General features: G+C 71.3%; 14 protein-coding genes and 1 pseudogene. 5 read left to right on the forward strand and 10 right to left on the reverse strand.

From position 1 onward, the window contains the following. The 5 genes and pseudogenes from ADL03_RS02065 to ADL03_RS02085 form a co-directional block, all read right to left on the reverse strand. A pseudogene (locus tag ADL03_RS02065) lies at positions 1-931 on the reverse strand (lytic murein transglycosylase); the annotation flags it as partial. 145 nt (positions 932-1076) lie between these two features. After that, complete coding sequence (locus ADL03_RS02070) at positions 1077-1574, reverse strand: DUF501 domain-containing protein (protein ID WP_157527885.1); 498 nt, start codon at positions 1572-1574, stop codon at positions 1077-1079. Continuing rightward, positions 1556-2050, reverse strand: a complete 495-nt coding sequence (locus ADL03_RS02075; protein WP_082372808.1) for a septum formation initiator family protein — start codon at positions 2048-2050, stop codon at positions 1556-1558. The genes ADL03_RS02070 and ADL03_RS02075 overlap by 19 nt, the downstream gene beginning before the upstream one ends. A 3-nt stretch (positions 2051-2053) precedes the next feature. Then, positions 2054-3340 (reverse strand): phosphopyruvate hydratase, encoded by a 1287-nt coding sequence (eno, locus tag ADL03_RS02080; RefSeq protein ID WP_053731641.1) that lies wholly within the window; start codon positions 3338-3340, stop codon positions 2054-2056. Between the two features lie 147 nt (positions 3341-3487). Then, positions 3488-4723: a cytochrome P450 gene (locus ADL03_RS02085; protein ID WP_053731642.1), complete on the reverse strand. Its 1236-nt coding sequence runs from the start codon at positions 4721-4723 to the stop codon at positions 3488-3490. A gap of 15 nt (positions 4724-4738) precedes the next feature. On the opposite strand from ADL03_RS02085, the gene ADL03_RS02090 reads away from it, so the two are divergent. Next, positions 4739-5440, forward strand: a complete 702-nt coding sequence (locus tag ADL03_RS02090) for an alpha/beta fold hydrolase (RefSeq protein ID WP_053731643.1) — start codon at positions 4739-4741, stop codon at positions 5438-5440. Here ADL03_RS02090 and ADL03_RS02095 read toward each other — a convergent pair. Both ADL03_RS02095 and ADL03_RS02100 read right to left on the reverse strand, forming a co-directional pair. Beyond that, entirely contained in the window at positions 5425-6165 is a 741-nt protein-coding gene (locus ADL03_RS02095) for an SDR family NAD(P)-dependent oxidoreductase (protein ID WP_053731644.1), read from the reverse strand. The genes ADL03_RS02090 and ADL03_RS02095 overlap by 16 nt on opposite strands. A gap of 50 nt (positions 6166-6215) precedes the next feature. Further along, a complete protein-coding gene (locus ADL03_RS02100) occupies positions 6216-7754 on the reverse strand; it encodes a BTAD domain-containing putative transcriptional regulator (protein WP_053731645.1) in 1539 nt (512 codons plus the stop codon). Between the two features lie 66 nt (positions 7755-7820). On the opposite strand from ADL03_RS02100, the gene ADL03_RS02105 reads away from it, so the two are divergent. Genes ADL03_RS02105 through ADL03_RS02115 form a run of 3 tightly spaced genes read left to right on the forward strand, consistent with a single transcriptional unit; the run spans position 7821 to position 10266 of the window. Beyond that, positions 7821-8960, forward strand: a complete 1140-nt coding sequence (locus ADL03_RS02105; protein WP_053731646.1) for a MalY/PatB family protein — start codon at positions 7821-7823, stop codon at positions 8958-8960. 27 nt (positions 8961-8987) lie between these two features. Beyond that, the gene (locus tag ADL03_RS02110) at positions 8988-9887 is read left to right on the forward strand and encodes a DMT family transporter (RefSeq protein ID WP_053731647.1); all 900 of its coding nucleotides are present in this window, start codon (positions 8988-8990) and stop codon (positions 9885-9887) included. 4 nt (positions 9888-9891) lie between these two features. Beyond that, on the forward strand, positions 9892-10266 hold the full coding sequence (locus tag ADL03_RS02115; RefSeq protein WP_053731648.1) for a tetratricopeptide repeat protein: 375 nt from the start codon (positions 9892-9894) through the stop codon (positions 10264-10266). A 25-nt stretch (positions 10267-10291) separates the two neighbouring features. Here the strand turns inward: ADL03_RS02115 and efeB are convergent, their stop codons facing one another. The 3 genes from efeB to efeU are packed head-to-tail and all read right to left on the reverse strand — an operon-like array spanning position 10292 to position 13476. Then, the gene (gene efeB, locus ADL03_RS02120; RefSeq protein ID WP_053731649.1) at positions 10292-11530 is read right to left on the reverse strand and encodes an iron uptake transporter deferrochelatase/peroxidase subunit; all 1239 of its coding nucleotides are present in this window, start codon (positions 11528-11530) and stop codon (positions 10292-10294) included. Next, a complete protein-coding gene (gene efeO, locus ADL03_RS02125; RefSeq protein ID WP_053731650.1) occupies positions 11527-12642 on the reverse strand; it encodes an iron uptake system protein EfeO in 1116 nt (371 codons plus the stop codon). The genes efeB and efeO overlap by 4 nt, the downstream gene beginning before the upstream one ends. Before the next feature lie 15 nt (positions 12643-12657). Next, the gene (gene efeU / locus ADL03_RS02130) at positions 12658-13476 is read right to left on the reverse strand and encodes an iron uptake transporter permease EfeU (RefSeq protein WP_053731651.1); all 819 of its coding nucleotides are present in this window, start codon (positions 13474-13476) and stop codon (positions 12658-12660) included. A 130-nt stretch (positions 13477-13606) separates the two neighbouring features. Here efeU and ADL03_RS02135 point away from each other — a divergent pair, with 130 nt between their 5' ends. Beyond that, positions 13607-14416: a hypothetical protein gene (locus ADL03_RS02135; RefSeq protein WP_231641365.1), complete on the forward strand. Its 810-nt coding sequence runs from the start codon at positions 13607-13609 to the stop codon at positions 14414-14416. Positions 14417-15079 lie beyond the last annotated feature (663 nt).

Genomic DNA, 15079 nt, shown 5'->3' on the forward strand with positions numbered 1-15079 from the left:
CGGGGTCGCCGCCGGGGGTGCCCGGGTTGCCGGGGGGCGGGTTCTGGACGTTGTTGCCCGTGTCCGGCAGGTCGGGCAGCGTGGTGACGTTGTCGGAGTACTGCTTGGCCCACTTGAGGACCGTGCGGACGTACTCGTTGGAGTTGTTGTAGCGGAAGACGGCCGCGGCGCGGTCGGACGGCTTGGTCAGGTCGCCGCCACCGGCGCAGAGGTAGCGGCCGGCGCCCAGGGCGGCGTCGTAGACGTTGTTCGGGTTGATGACGCCGTCGTCGTTGCCGTCGGCGCTGTAGCCGGCCCAGGTGCTCGGGATGAACTGCATGGGGCCGACCGCGCGGTCCCAGGTGCTGTCGCCGTCGAGGCGGCCGCCGTCGGTGTCGCGGACGGGCAGGATGCCGGGGGCGCCGTTGAGGACCGGGCCGAGGATCTTGGGGGTGGCGTCGCCGATGCCGTTCACGCGGCCGTTGTTGGCGTGGTTGGACTCGATCTTGCCGATGCCGGCGAGCAGGGCCCAGTCGAGCTTGCAGCCGGGGACCATCGTGGCCATCTTGTCCTCGGCGCGCAGGTAGGCCTCCAGGACCACGCCGGGGATGCCGTGGTCGCCGGGGAAGTCGTCGATGACGCCGCCGTCGTTGACGAGGTCGTCGTCGATGTCGCCGTCCTCGAGGTCGAGCAGCAGCGCGGCGCTCAGCTCGTCGGACAGCGGGAGGCGGCCGGTGGCGCCGAGCTCGGACGGGTCGCGGCGCAGGGCGCCGAAGACGTCAGCGGTGCCGAGGGAGACGGCCATGTCGGAGTGCTTGGAGACGTTGACCCAGTCGACCAGCTTGGTACCCATGATCATCGCCGGTGCGAGCATGGCAGCCAGCGCGGCCACGGCGAAGCCCTTGTGACGGGCTGACAGAGCCGCGGGACCGCGCAGTTTGGCCATTGCCACGAATACTCACCTCTCGTGCGTCATCGCGGCGCGCCGTCACACAGTTACGGCGTGCGCCCCCTCGCTGCCCTGTTCCACCCTGCCCCACTCGCGAGCCTAGGTGTACCCAAGACGGAGTGAAGCGTCTGTTGGGTTCCCTTGACTGTTAACTCACCGAACATTCACCGGAGGGCCACAGGGCCTGCTCCCGCAGCAGTGCCAGTGCCTCGTCACCGAAGGGGTTGACACCGGGGCCCTTCGCGAGGGCGTGAGCGACGTGCACGTGGAGGCACTTGACCCTGCTCGGCATGCCGCCCGCGGTGATCTGCGTGCCCAGCGGCTCCAGCGCGTCCCTCTCCGCGAGGTACGACTCGTGGGCCCGCCGGTAGGCGGCGGCGAGCTCGGGGTCCTCGGCCAGCCGTTCGGTCTGCTCCTTCATCAAACCGCTGCCCTCCAGCGTGCTGACCAGGGAGTTCAGCTTCGGGCAGGTCAGGTAGAACATCGTCGGGAACGGGGTCCCGTCCGGCAGCCGCGGGTGCGTCTGCACGACGTTCGGGTGCCCGGAGGGGCAGCGGGACGCGATCGCACGGGTCCCGCGCGGCGTCCGGCCGAGCTGCTTCGCGACCGTTTCCAGGTCAGCAGCGCTTACTTGTGCGTCACCGATTGCCAAAGTTCCTCGTACCAAGACTGGTTCGCCGACGGCTTGCCCGACGGTCGCTCCGATTCAGTGTTGCGGTTCTCGTCGCCGGGCAGCTGCACGATGTAGGGCGTCTCGCCCGGCCGCACCCAGTGCAGCCGCTTGCGCGCCTCGATCTCCACGTACGCCGGGTCGTTCAGCTGCGACCTGCGGTGCTCCAGCGCGGCGACCTGCTCGCGCAGCTTGTCGGACTCCGCGTTCGCGTCGCGCAGCTCGTCGCGCTGCGACAGGTAGGTCCGCAGCGGGACCGCGATGCTCAGCGCCAGTGCGCACAGCACCATCGCGAACATCGCGGCCCGCCGCGTCCCGGTCATCCCGAAGGCGCCGCCCGTGCCGTCGGAACGGCGGGCCGGGCCCTTCGGACGTGGTGGCTTGCGCGCGCGCGACGGCCGCGCCTCCCGTTCGGCACGGGGGCGGCGAGGTCGGCGCGCGCGCTCAGCCATGCGTCAGCCCTCCGGCGTGTACCGGGGGAACGCCAGCTCGCCCGCGTAACGCGCGGCGTCGCCGAGGCTCTCCTCGATGCGCAGCAGCTGGTTGTACTTCGCGGTGCGCTCACCGCGGGCCGGCGCACCGGTCTTGATCTGGCCGGCACCGGTCGCGACGGCGAGGTCGGCGATGGTCGTGTCCTCGGTCTCGCCCGAGCGGTGCGACATCATCGACTTGTAGCCGTAGGAGGTGGCCAGCGAGACCGCGTCGAGCGTCTCGGACAGCGTGCCGATCTGGTTGACCTTCACCAGCAGCGCGTTGGCGGCGCGGCGGGAGATGCCCTCCTCCAGGCGCTCCGGGTTCGTGACGAACAGGTCGTCGCCGACGATCTGGACCTTCTCGCCCAGCTCGGCGGTCAGCTGCACCCAGCCGTCCCAGTCGTCCTCGGACAGCGGGTCCTCGATCGACACGAGCGGGTAGTCGCGGACCAGCTCCGAGTAGTAGCCGATCATCTGCTCGGCGGAGCGCTTGGACTTCTCGAACGTGTAGGCGCCGTCGCCGAAGAACTCGGTCGCGGCCACGTCCAGCGCGAGCGCCACGTCGCGGCCGGCCCGGTAGCCCGCCTTCTCGATGGCCTCCAGGATCAGGTCGAGCGCGTCGCGGTTGCTCGACAGCGACGGCGCGAAGCCGCCCTCGTCGCCGAGGCCGGTCGCGAGGCCCTTGCTCTTCAGCACGGACTTGAGGGCGTGGTAGACCTCGGTGCCCCAGCGCAGGCCCTCGCGGAACGTCTCCGCGCCGATCGGCGCGATCATGAACTCCTGGATGTCCACGTCGGTGTCGGCGTGCGCGCCACCGTTGAGGATGTTCAGCATCGGCACCGGCAGCACGTGCGCGTTCGGGCCGCCCACGTAGCGGAACAGCTCCAGGCCGGACGACGTGGCCGCGGCCTTCGCGACGGCCAGCGACACGCCCAGGATCGCGTTCGCGCCCAGGCGCGACTTGTCCGGCGTGCCGTCCAGGTCGACGAGCTTCTGGTCCACGACGCGCTGCTCGACGGCCTCGATGCCGACCAGCTCGGGGCCGATCTCGTCCAGCACCGCCGTCACCGCGCGCTCGACGCCCTTGCCCAGGTACCGCTTGGCGTCGCCGTCGCGCAGCTCCACCGCCTCGTGCTCACCGGTCGAGGCACCCGACGGAACGGCAGCGCGCTCCAGCGTGCCGTCGTCCAGCGCTACCTCGACCTCGACGGTGGGGTTGCCGCGCGAGTCCAGGATCTCGCGTGCTCCGACCTGCTCGATGACCGCCACTTGCGCTCCCTGTTTCTCCTGCGTCTCGTCTCGCGACGAGCCTACTTGGGCCAGGTGACCGGCTGGGGCTCGACACCGTCAGATCACAGCGGAGCACCGGCGCCGGTCTACTGAATCGTGCCAGACGCTTGCCGTGCCCGTACACGGCTACGACAACGTCACCGGCAGGTGCTTGACGCCGTTCTGGAAGTTCGACCGCAGCCGGCTGACCGGACCGGCGGGCTCCAGCCGGCCGGGCAGGTCGAGGACCGCCTCGAAGACCGCGCGCAGCTGGGTCCTGGCCAGCTGCGCGCCGAGGCAGAAGTGCGGGCCGTGCCCGAAGCTCAGGTGGTCGGCCTCCCGCCGGCCGACGTCGAACCGGTGCGGGTCGGTGAACGCGCGCTCGTCCCGGTTCGCCGACGAGAACCACACGACGACCTTGTCCCCCGCCGCGATCCGCACGCCGGACAGCGTCGTGTCCTCGACGGCCGTGCGGCGGAAGTGCATGACCGGCGTCCACCAGCGCAGCATCTCCTCGACAGCGGTGCCGAGCAGCGACCGGTCGGCGCGCAGCCGTTCGTACTGGCCGGGGTGCTCCAGCAGGGCGATCAGGCCGCCGGGGATGCCGTTGCGCAGCGTCTCGTTGCCGGCCACCGAGAACAGCCAGAAGAGGTTCTCGAACTCCTCGATCGACAGGTCCTCGCGCATGAGGTTGCTGATCACGTCGTCCGACGGGTGCGCACGCTTGTGCTCGCCCAGCGCGTGCGCGTAGGCGTAGAGGTCGGGCATGCCGTCGCGGGCGCGCGGGTCGCGGCCGTCGTCCGGGCGCAGTTCCAGCGCCGCCAGCGCCATGTCCGTCATGCCGGTCGTGTCGCTGGACGACAGCGCGTACTCGGCGTCCTGGAAGCCGATCACGCGGTTGCTCCAGTCGTAGAGCAGCGCCCGGTCCCGGCGCGGCACGCCGAAGACGTCGGCCAGGGTCAGCAGCGGCAGGTCGGCGACGTCGGCGGCGAAGTCACCGGACGGCTCGGCGACGATCCGGCGCGCGTTCGCCCGGATGCCCTCCTCCAGCCTGGCCACGGCCCACGGCGTGAACGCCCTGGTCAGCATGCGCCGCAGCCGGGAGTGCTCCGGCGGGTCCTGGTTGAGCATCATGCGCCGGACGTACCGCAGGTCCTCCGGCCGCGGGTCGCGGATCTGCGTGGCGCCGCGGTGCGACGAGAACACGCCGGGCGAGCGCAGCACCGTCCGGACGTCGTCGTAGCGGAAGACCGCCCAGAAGGATCCGGCACAGGAATCCTCGATGCGCACGACGTTCTTTTCGCGCAGCCGGGTGAGTGCGTCGTGCGGGACACCGGAGGTATATGTGTCCGGGTCGAGGATCAGCTCGGCATCGGTACGCATAGACAGGATTCTGACGTGCTCCATGTCGAACGTGGCGGGAACGGACCGCTGCTGGTGCTGCTGCACGGCCTCGGTGCCACCGGCGAGGTCTGGGAACAGGTCGTCGCGGGCTGGCACGGCAGCTGGCTCGTGCCGGACCTGCCCGGTCACGGCAGGAGCGCGCCCCTCGACCGGTACTCGTTCGGCTCTCTCGCGGCCGCCGTCGCGACCGTGGTCCCCCGCGAGCCGGTCGCCGTCCTCGGCCACTCGCTGGGCGGTGTGGTCGGCCTGGCGCTGGCGAGCGGCTGGTTCGGCGTCGAGGTCACGACCGCGGTCGGCGTCGGGATCAAGGTGCGGTGGACCGACGAGGAGCTGGCCAAGGCCGCCGCCCTCGCCGCCAAGCCCGCCAAGGTGTTCGCGACCAGGGACGAGGCCGCCGAGCGCGCGGCGAAGATGGCCGGGGTTCCGCTGCGGCACGGCGTGTCCGAGGTGGACGGCGGCTGGGCGCCCGCGCTGGACATGGGGGCGTTCGGCGTGGGCCGCCCGGACCTGGCCGGGCTGGTCATGGCCGCGCAGGCGCACGTCGTGCTGGCGGCGGGCGAGAACGACCCGATGTGCCCCCGGGAGCACCTGGAGGAGCTGGTGCCCGAGCCGGTGGTGCTCACCGGCGCGGGCCACAACGTGCACGTCGAGTCGCCCTCGGCGCTGTCGCCGCTGCTCGCTCAGCTCGCGAGGTAGCCGCCGTCGGCCGCGAGCACCGTGCCGGTCACGAAGCTCGACCGGTCGGACGCCAGGAACAGCACGACGTCCGCGATCTCCTCCGGCTCGCCGACGCGGGCCAGCGGCAGCTGGTCGCTGAACGCCTCGAACACCTCGCCGGCGTGCTCGACCGCGGCCTCGGTGCGGATCGGGCCGGGCGCGACCGAGTTCACGCGGACGCCGTGCGCGCCGAACTCGACGGCCCACGAGCGGGTCAGCGCGTCCATCGCGGCCTTGGAGGCGCTGTACACGCTGGTGACCGCGTTGCCGACGTCCGCGCCGATGGACGAGATGTTGACGATCGCGCCCTTGCCCTTCGCGACCATCGCCGGTGCGAGCGCGGCGGTGAGGAAGTAGGTGCCGCGCACGTTGACGTCGAAGACCTGCTGGTAGGTCTCCAGCGACTGCTCGGGGGTCGGCGCGAACGGGAAGATGCCCGCGTTGTTCACGAGCACGTCGACGTCGCCGACCTCCTGTGCGAGCGTGCGGATGTCGTCGAGGTTCGCGACGTCGGAGACGAGGAAGTGCCCGGTGCCCCCGGCCTTCTCGATCAGCTCGACGGTCTCCTTGCCCAGCTCGGCGCGGCGGCCGGTGAGGTAGACGGTGGCACCCGCCTCGGCGAGCCTGACCGCGATCGCGCGGCCGATGCCCGAGGTGGCTCCGGTGACGAGTGCCTTCTTGCCTGCGAGTTCCTTGGTTGACATGTCTACGAATCTGGCGCAGCGTGATGGTCAGGCCGTGAACTTCGGATGAATCAGCTGGTCAGCACCGGTGTGCGCAGGCCGAAGTAGGTCCTGACGAACCGCGGCACGTGGTAGCAGCCGAGCACCACCGGCTCGATCAGGTGCACGTCGGCGAGCGACTCCAGCAGCAGCTCCACGCACGCGACGTCACGGCCGAACAGCTCGGCCGCCTCGCACACGTTGACCCCGTCCTTCTCCTCGTGGGCGAGCAGCCGCAGCAGGTGCAGCTCCTCGTCGGTGAGCTGCCGCGCGGCCTTGTCCAGCGGCGCCAGCACGGCCCGGCAGTCCGACGGCACGGCGTTGCCGAGCCGGGTCTCCCGCTCCATCTGCCGGTACAGCATGTCCACGGTCCACCGCGGGCGGGCGGTGAGCTTGCCGCCGAGCACCCTGATCGGGTTCGGCAGGTACGACACGTGCGCCAGCACCTCCGCGACCCGCTCCGGCTCGGCGGCGACCCGCCTCGGGTCGAGGACCTTGCGGAAGAGCTCGTGCGCCTCGGACTCGGTGAGGCCCCCGGTCTTGAACCAGGTCACGGCGGGCAGCTCGTTCAGCCTGCGCACGCTGGTGAGGATCAGCGCGGAACCGGAGGTGTGCAGGTCGCGCACGGACTCGGCGTCCGGCACGTCGTCAACCACGACCAGGAACCGCTTGCCGCGCGCCTTCTCCCGCCACAGCGCCGCCCTGTCGCCGTCCGGGTTCTCGACGCCGACCGCGCGCAGCAGCTCGTTCGCGACGTCCCTGCCGCGCACGAAGATCTGCCCGTCGGGGAACCGGTGCCTCACGAGGTGGCCGATCCGCACGGCCAGCGCGGTCTTGCCGCTGCCGTGCATGCCGGTGATGCCGATGGTGCCCGGCAGCACCTCCAGCGCCTGCGCGATCTCCTGGGCCCGGCCGGTGAAGTCGGGCAGGTCCGGCGGCAGCTGCGCCGGCGTGCGCGGCAGCGCGAGGTCGCCCCTGAGGATCTGCGCGTGGACCTTGCGCAGCTCGGGGCCCGGTTCGAGGCCGAGCTCCTCGTTCAGCAGGGCGCGTGCCTGGTGGTAGTGGTCGAGCGCCTCCGCCTGCCGGCCGTCGCGGTAGAGCGCGGACATCAGCAGGGCGCGCGGGCGTTCCCGCAACGGGTTCGCGGCGACGTGCTTCTGCAGCTCCAGCACGTCCAGCTCGCGTTCGAGCCAGTCCTCGCGGGCCTTGAGCCGCTGCTGCGCGAGCCGGACCCGTTGGGCCTCGAAGTAGGTGCCGGTGAGGCCTTCCAGCGGCTCGCCGCGGCAGTCGTCCACGAGCTCGGCGCGCACGGTGTAGCCGCCGTCCCTGGACCTCAGGTCCAGCTCGGGCAGGGTCTTGCGGATCCGGTAGGTGTGGGTCCGCAGCGCCGTCACCGCGCTCGGTGTCGGGTCGTCCCAGACCATGCCGATCAGCTGGTCGTTGCTCAGCCGGATGCCGTTGTTCAGCAGCAGCGCCGCCAGCACGGCGCGCTGCTGGCGCGGCCCCAGGTCGATCTCCTCGTCGTCCCGCCAGGCTCGTACCGGACCCATCAGGGAGAAGCGCAGGCTCATGCAACAGCACAACGTTCGCGCGCATTCCCCGCTTCCCTCCCGGCCGGTTTCTCCTAGCTTGGGGGGATGAACCCGTTACGCGAGGTGACCCTCGACCAGCTCCGGCAGCGGACGAGCGTGAAGTGGCGGCACTACCCGCCCGACGTCCTGCCGGTGTGGGTGGCCGAGATGGACGTCATGCCGGCCGAGCCGGTCGCGCGGGCCATCACCGACGCGGTCGCGCTGGGCGACACCGGCTATCCCGCGGGCACCGCGTACGCCGAGGCGCTGGCCGCGTTCGGGCGCGAGCGCTGGGGCTGGGAGCCGGCCGTGGAGCGCACCGCGATCGTGCCGGACGTGATGATGGGCGTCGTCGAGATGCTCCGGCTCGTGTCGCCGCGGGACGCGCCCGTGGTGGTCAACTGCCCGGTGTACCCGCCCTTCTACCAGTTCATCAGGTCGATGGGGCGCACAGTGGTCGAGGCACCGCTCGGCCCGTCGTGGCGGATCGACCTCGCGGCGCTGGAGCGAGCCTTCGACCGCGCCGGGCGTGGTGCGGCGTACCTGCTGTGCAGCCCGCACAACCCGACCGGGACCGTGCACACCGCCGACGAGCTCGCCGCCGTCGCGGCGCTGGCCGAGCGGCACGGTGTGCGGGTCGTGGTGGACGAGATCCACGCGCCGATCGTGGCCACCGGCGTGCGGTTCGTGCCGTACCTGAGCGTGTCGGGCAACGCGTTGTCGCTGATGTCGGCGTCGAAGGCGTGGAACCTCGCGGGGCTGAAGGCGGCGCTGGCCGTCGCGGGCCCGGAGGCGGCGGACGACCTCGCGCGGCTGCCGGAGGAGGTGGCCGACGGGCCCAGCCACGTCGGGGTCCTCGCGCACACCGCGGCGTACCGGCACGGCGGCGCGTGGCTGGACGCGGTGCTGGCCGGGCTGGACGAGAACCGCCGGTTGCTCGCCGACCTGCTGGCCGCCGAGCTGCCGGACGTGGGGTACGCGCCGTCGGAGGGCACGTACCTGGCGTGGCTGGACTGCCGGGCGCTGGGCCTCGGGGACAGCCCTGCCGAGGCGTTCCTGCGGCACGGGCGGGTGGCCGTGAACTGCGGGATCCCGTTCGGCACCGGCGGGGCGGGGTTCGTGCGGGTGAACCTGGCGACCTCGCCGGAGATCGTGACCGAGGCGGTGCGCAGGATGGCCGCGGGGTGGTCGAAAGCCTCGTCCTGAGGACGGCGGGCTGGTACTGCTGGGCCCGTGCGGATCAAACCCGGCTTCGCGGCGGTCACGGTGCTGGTCTGGGCCTCCGGCTACCCGATGGGCGCGCTGGCCGTGGCGGTGGCGCCGCCGTTCCTGATGACCACGATCCGGTTCGCTCTGGCGGCGGTGCTGATGGGGCTCGTGGCGCTGGTGACGGGCGCGCGCTGGCCGCGTGGGCGGGCGCTGGCGCACACGTGCGTGGCGGGGCTGCTCGTGCAGGCGGTGCAGTTCTCCGGTGTGTACCTGGGGCTGCGGCTGGGGGTGCCGGCGTCGGTGACGGCGCTGGTCATCTCGTGCACGCCGGTGCTGACGGCGGTCGTGGCGGCGCGGGTGTTCCGGGTCCGGATCGGACCGCGGCAGGTCCTCGGGCTCGTGCTGGGCGTGGCCGCCGTGGTCGCCGCGTTGTGGGGCCGGCTGGGGTCGTTCGGGTCCGGCGCGGTGTTCACGGTCGTCGGCATGCTCGGGTTCGTCGCGGGTGGCGTGTACCAGCAGAGGTTCGTCCGCGACACGGACTTCCGGACCGGGAACGCGGTGCAGCACGCGGTGTCGGTGCCGGTGGTGGGGGTGCTGGCGCTGACCGAGTCGTCCGGTGTGACCGACTGGCGGCAGTTCTGGGCGGCGGTGGCGTTCCTGGTGCTGGTGAACTCGATGGGCGGGGCGTCGTTGTTCCTGGTCGGGGTGCGCACGGGCGGTGCGGCGGCGATGACGGCGCTGTCCTCTGTGGTCCCCTCGGTGACGGCGCTGATCGCGTGGCCGCTGCTCGGGCAGGCGCCGACGGCCGGTGTGGTGGCCGGGCTGGTGCTCGGGTTCGCGGCGTGCTGGCTCGGCACGGCCACCCCTTCGAGTTCTGTCGCCCGGACGGCAGTCGTAGAACCCGCCCGCGATGGGTACCGTTGATCGAATGACGGACGGCACCTTCGAGGCGTTCCGCAAGGCGGAGGCGTTGCTGGGCCAGCAGCGGCCGCTGGACGCGCTGCGCGAGCTGCGGCAGGTGCTGGACGAGGCCCCGGACGCGCCGTCCGTGCAGCTGCTCGCCGGCCGCGCCTACCTCGGCACCGCGCAGCTGCGGCGGGCGGAGGAGGCGTTCCGCAAGGTCCTCGACCTCGACCCCAGCGACCACTACGCCCGGTTCGCGCTGGGCAAGACGTTGCAGCGGCAGCAGCGGCTGCCCGAGGCGCTCGCCCAGCTGCGGATGGCCGTCGCGATGAACCCGTCGCCGGAGTACCAGGAGGCGCTTGGCGAGGTCAAGGCCAGGCTGGCGCTCGGCGGCGGCTGACGCGCCGCCGAGCCACCGCCCGTGCTCACCTGAACAGCGTCTCGCCCCAGTACCCGCCCGGACGCACACCGGGTGGCACCGCGAAGTGCCCGGAACCGGTGTGCTCCAGGTACTCCATCATCTTGTCCTTTGTGGACAGCGCCTGCTGCATCGGCACGAACGCCTTGCGCGAGTCCCGGTTGAACGCCACGAAGAACAGGCCGGCGTCGAGGTGCCCGAGCCCGTCGGAGCCGTCGGTGAAGTTGTAGCCGCGGCGCAGGATCCTGGCCCCGTTCACCGACTCCGGCGACGCGAGCCGGATGTGGGACTGCTCGCCGATCTTCGGCACCCCGCCGGCACCCCTGACGTGCAGGTCGGGCTCGTCGAACTCCTTGGCCTGCCCGAGCGGCGCGCCCTCGCCCTTGGTGCGGCCGACGATCTGCTCCTGCTCGGTGAGCGAGGTGCGGTCCCAGATCTCGATGTGCATGCGGATCCGGCGGGTCACCAGGTAGGTGCCGCCGTGGATCCACTCCGGGCCCTCCGCGGCCCACACGTGGTCGCGCAGCAGGTCGGTGTCCTCGGCCTTGATGTTGCGCGTGCCGTCCTTGAACCCGAACATGTTGCGCGGCGTCGCCTGCGCGCGGGTGGTCGACGAGGTGCGGCCGAAGCCGAGCTGCGACCAGCGCACCGCGACCCGGCCGAAGCCGATCCTGACCAGGTTGCGGATGGCGTGCACGGCGACCTGCGGGTCGTTCGCGCAGGCCTGGATGCAGATGTCGCCGTTGCTGCGCGCGGGGTCGAGGTCGTCCTGCGGGAAGCGCGGCAGGTCGATCAACGCCTCCGGCCGCCGGTCCTTCAGCCCGAACCGGTCGTCGAACAGCGACGGCCCGAAGCCGATCGTCAGCGTCAGCGCGGAGGCGGGCAGGTCGAGCGCCTCACCGGTGTCCTTCGGCGGTGCGTCGGCGTTGCCGCCGACCGCGCCGTTCTCCGCCGCCTCCTGGCCCGCGGTCATCCGTTCCGCTGCCCGCGTCCACTGCTTGAGCAGGTCGACGAGCTCGTCCCGGCTCTTCGTCTTCACGTCCAGCGCGACGAAGTGCATGTGGTCCTGCGCGGGCGTGGTGATGCCCGCCTGGACGTCGCCGTGGAACGGCACCTGCGCCGCCGCGACGTTCTCGACCTCCGGCGCCGCCGTGACGGCGAACGCACCGGCGGCCGCGCCGGCACCGGCGAGCGCCACCCCGGCGCCCGCGTACCCGAGCAGCCTGCGCCGCGACACCTCGCTCACTTGGCCGACACCACCTCGGCGACCCTGCTGACCGGCTCGCCCAGCGCGTCGACGGCCTCAGCGAGGGCCTTGACCTCGTCCTTGGACAGCTCGGTGTACAGCTTGAAGCCGTCGCCCCTGCGGTGCTTCTCCAGCGCCTCGTCGAGCGCCTTGAACTTCTCGTCCAGTGTGGACACCAGTGCGGCGTCCTTCTGCTGCACCACCGGGCGCAGCGCCGCGATCGCCGCCTGCGAGCCGTCCACGTTGGACCGGAAGTCCCACAGGTCGGTGTGCGAGTAGCGGTCCTCCTCACCGGTGATCTTGCCGGTGGCGACCTCGTCGAGCAGCTCCTTGGCGCCGTTCGCGAGCTGCACCGGGGTGAGCTCGACACCCTTGGCCTTGGCGACGATCTCCTTGACGTCGGTCAGCAGCTGGTCGGCGATCTTCTCGGAGTCGGCCTGCAGCCCGGACTCCCACAGGTCCTTCTCCAGGCGGTGGTAGCCGGTGAACGCCATGCCGTCCTCGATGACGTCCTCGCGGCCGTCGATCTTCGGGTCGAGGTCGCCGAAGCTCTCCGCGACCGGTTCGATGCGCTCCCAGTAGATCCGCGACACCGGGAACAGCGCCTTCGCGTCGTCGACCTTCTTGGCCTTGACGGCGTTGACGAACTCCTCGGTCTTCACGAGCAGCTGGTCGGCCTGCGAGCTGACGTAGCGCTGGTAGCTCTTGGTCGCCTCGGCCAGCACCGCGTCGCCGTCGGTGGACTTCTTGCTGTCGCCGGTGACGGTGAAGTCGCCGCGGATGCCGTCGCCCTTCATGCCCGGCTTGCACGCGGTCTGGAACTTGCCGGACTCGGTGACCTCGACGATCAGCTTGCGGCTGAGGCCCGGCCCGATGTTCTCGACCTCGCCGAGGATCCGGTCGCCCTCCGCGTACAGGTAGAACTCGGTGACCTTCGTGCCCTTGTTCGTCACCTCGAACGTGACGTTGCCCGTACCCGTCTCGGTCTTCGCGACCTTGCACGCGTTGTCGCTCGCCTCGACCGCGATCGCGCCACTCGCGGCGTTGTCAGCGGGGCTCCCGCACGCGGCCAGCACCGCGAGTGAGCCCAGGACGACTACTGCCTTGCGCACCGCAACTCCAGAATTTCAGGCGGCAGCGCGGACGCGCGGCCGGACGAGGAAGAGGGACAGGACGACCGCCACGTAGGAGACCCACGCGACGGCCTGCAGCACCGAGGTCCGCTGCGAGTAGTTGAAGAAGCCCTTGAGCACCGCGCCGTACCAGGAGTCCTCCGGCAGCACGTCGCTGATGTCGAACGCGAGCGTGTTCAGCCCCGGCAGGATCGCCGCCTCCTGCAGGTCGTGGATGCCGTAGCTCAGGACACCCGCCGCCACGAACACGAGCAGCACGCCCGTGACCGTGAAGAACTTGCCGAGGTCGAACCGGATCGCCCCCGCGTAGAGCCCGGCGGCGATGGCCACGGCCACCGCGATCCCGGCCAGGAACCCGATCAGCGGCTGCGCCGCACCCCCACCCGCGGCCTGCACGCTGGAATAGAAGAAAACAGCCGTTTCGAGCCCTTCTCGTCCTACGGACAAAAAGGACACAACGACCACGGCAACGGGCCCGACCTGAAGTGCTTGATCCATTTTCCCGCGCAGCTCGGCCGCGATCGTCTTGGCCGCGCGCCGCATCCAGAAGATCATTCCCGTGACGAACGCGACCGCAATGATCGACATCGTCCCGCCGAACGCTTCCTGCTGCTCAAAGCTCATGCCGGCACCGGCGAAGGTGATCACCGCACCCGCCGTCACGGAGAGCACCACCGCGGTCACCACGCCGACCCACACCCACTTCAGCGCGTGCCTTCTGTCCGTTTTAACCAGAAATGCGATCAGGATGCTGACCACGAGCGCGGCCTCAAGCCCCTCCCGCAGCCCGATCAAGCCATTGGCAAACAACATCCCGCGCCTCCGTGAATTCAGGTCGGCCTGAATTTAGGTAAGGCTCACCTGTATGTCCAGCCGCCAACAGTGCCGGTTGCATCACGCTTGACCCGGCACCCCGCCGCCGGAGCCACGTAGCCTGGGTCTCGTGGTCCTGCTGCAGCCCCAACGCCGCCGCTCCCGCGCCGCCAACATCGTCGGCCGCATCGCCCTGGTGCTGCTGCTGATCGTGGTCGTCGCAGCCGGAGCGTGGGGCCTGGGCGCCCTGAACCGCCGCGACGCCGACCGAGTCGGCCCACCCCCGTTCCTCGTCCCCCTGCAGGAGGTGGAGCCAGGCGCCGCCGCCCCCGGCAACGCGGTCGCCCCACCCCCCACCCCCGGCGACAACCCGCTGACCGAATGGGCCACCCGCGTGGCGTCGAAAACCGACATCCCGGTCCGCGCCCTGCACGCCTACGCCGCCGCCGACCTGACCATGCAGCGCGACGCCCCGTCGTGCCGCATCTCCTGGGCCACCCTGGCGGGCATCGGCCGCATCGAGTCCCACCACGGCAACATCAACGGCGCCCGCCTCCAGGACAACGGCCTCCCGTCCCGCCCGATCATCGGCATCCCCCTCGACGGCTCCCCCGGCGTCCGCGCCATCAACGACACCGACGGCGGCCGCCTCGACACCGACACTAGGTGGGACCGCGCCGTGGGCCCAATGCAGTTCATCCCCGGCACCTGGAACCGCTGGGCCAAACGAGCCGCAGCCGACGGCCAGCCCGCCGACCCCCAGAACATCGACGACGCCGCCCTGACCGCAGCCCGCTACCTGTGCGGCGGCGGTTCACGCGACCTCGGGACGGGCCCCGGCTGGTGGGCGGCGGTGCTCGCCTACAACAACTCCGTGGAGTACGGGCAGAACGTGTTCAGCGGCGCCGACGCCTACGCACGGGCCAGCGTGCCCCAGTAGCCACTCGCCGCGTTTCGCCGCCTTTGGTTCGCTCGGGTGTCTTCGCTCGCTTGGGCTGGGGGCCGCCGGGGGTTCCTGCCGCTCGGTGGACCTGCCTGTTACGCCTTCCGCCACACGATCGGGTGAAGGATGTCCTGATTCAGGCCCGGTGCCGTCTATCAGGCATGTCAGGATTTCACTGCTCACTCGCCCGCAGATATGGAAACGCGGGAGGGGCGCCACACCACGCTGTCGCGGCGACTCGGCTCGCACCGCCTCGACGGCTCGCCGCCGCACCGTCTCGACCGTTGTGCGTCGCGCTGTCGCGGCGGCTCCACACGGCACTGTGCCGACCGCCGCCCGCTGGGTCACCGCCTCCACCCGCGCCAGGCCCACCTACGGCCTTCCCGGCCACCCCGGCGCGGCCCCAGCCGCGCATTCGCCCAGCCCTGTCCGGCCCGGCCTGTCCCGGCCTCGCCTCCGAAGTCTGAGCCAAACCCGTCCGCTGCTGGCCCAGCTCGTTCGCGTGGCCACCGCTTCTCGCCCAGCCCGGCATGGCCGGTGTTTCTCGCCTGCCGAGCACCGCGAGCGGCTCTCGCCTGCCCCGGCATGGCCGGTGTTCTCGCCTACCCGGCATGGCGAGCACTTGTCGCCTGCCCGCCATGGCTGGTGTTTCTCGTCCGT

Origin of the sequence: Nocardia sp. NRRL S-836 (genome assembly GCF_001279525.1) — a bacterium.
Taxonomy (GTDB): Bacteria; Actinomycetota; Actinomycetes; order Mycobacteriales; family Pseudonocardiaceae; genus Lentzea.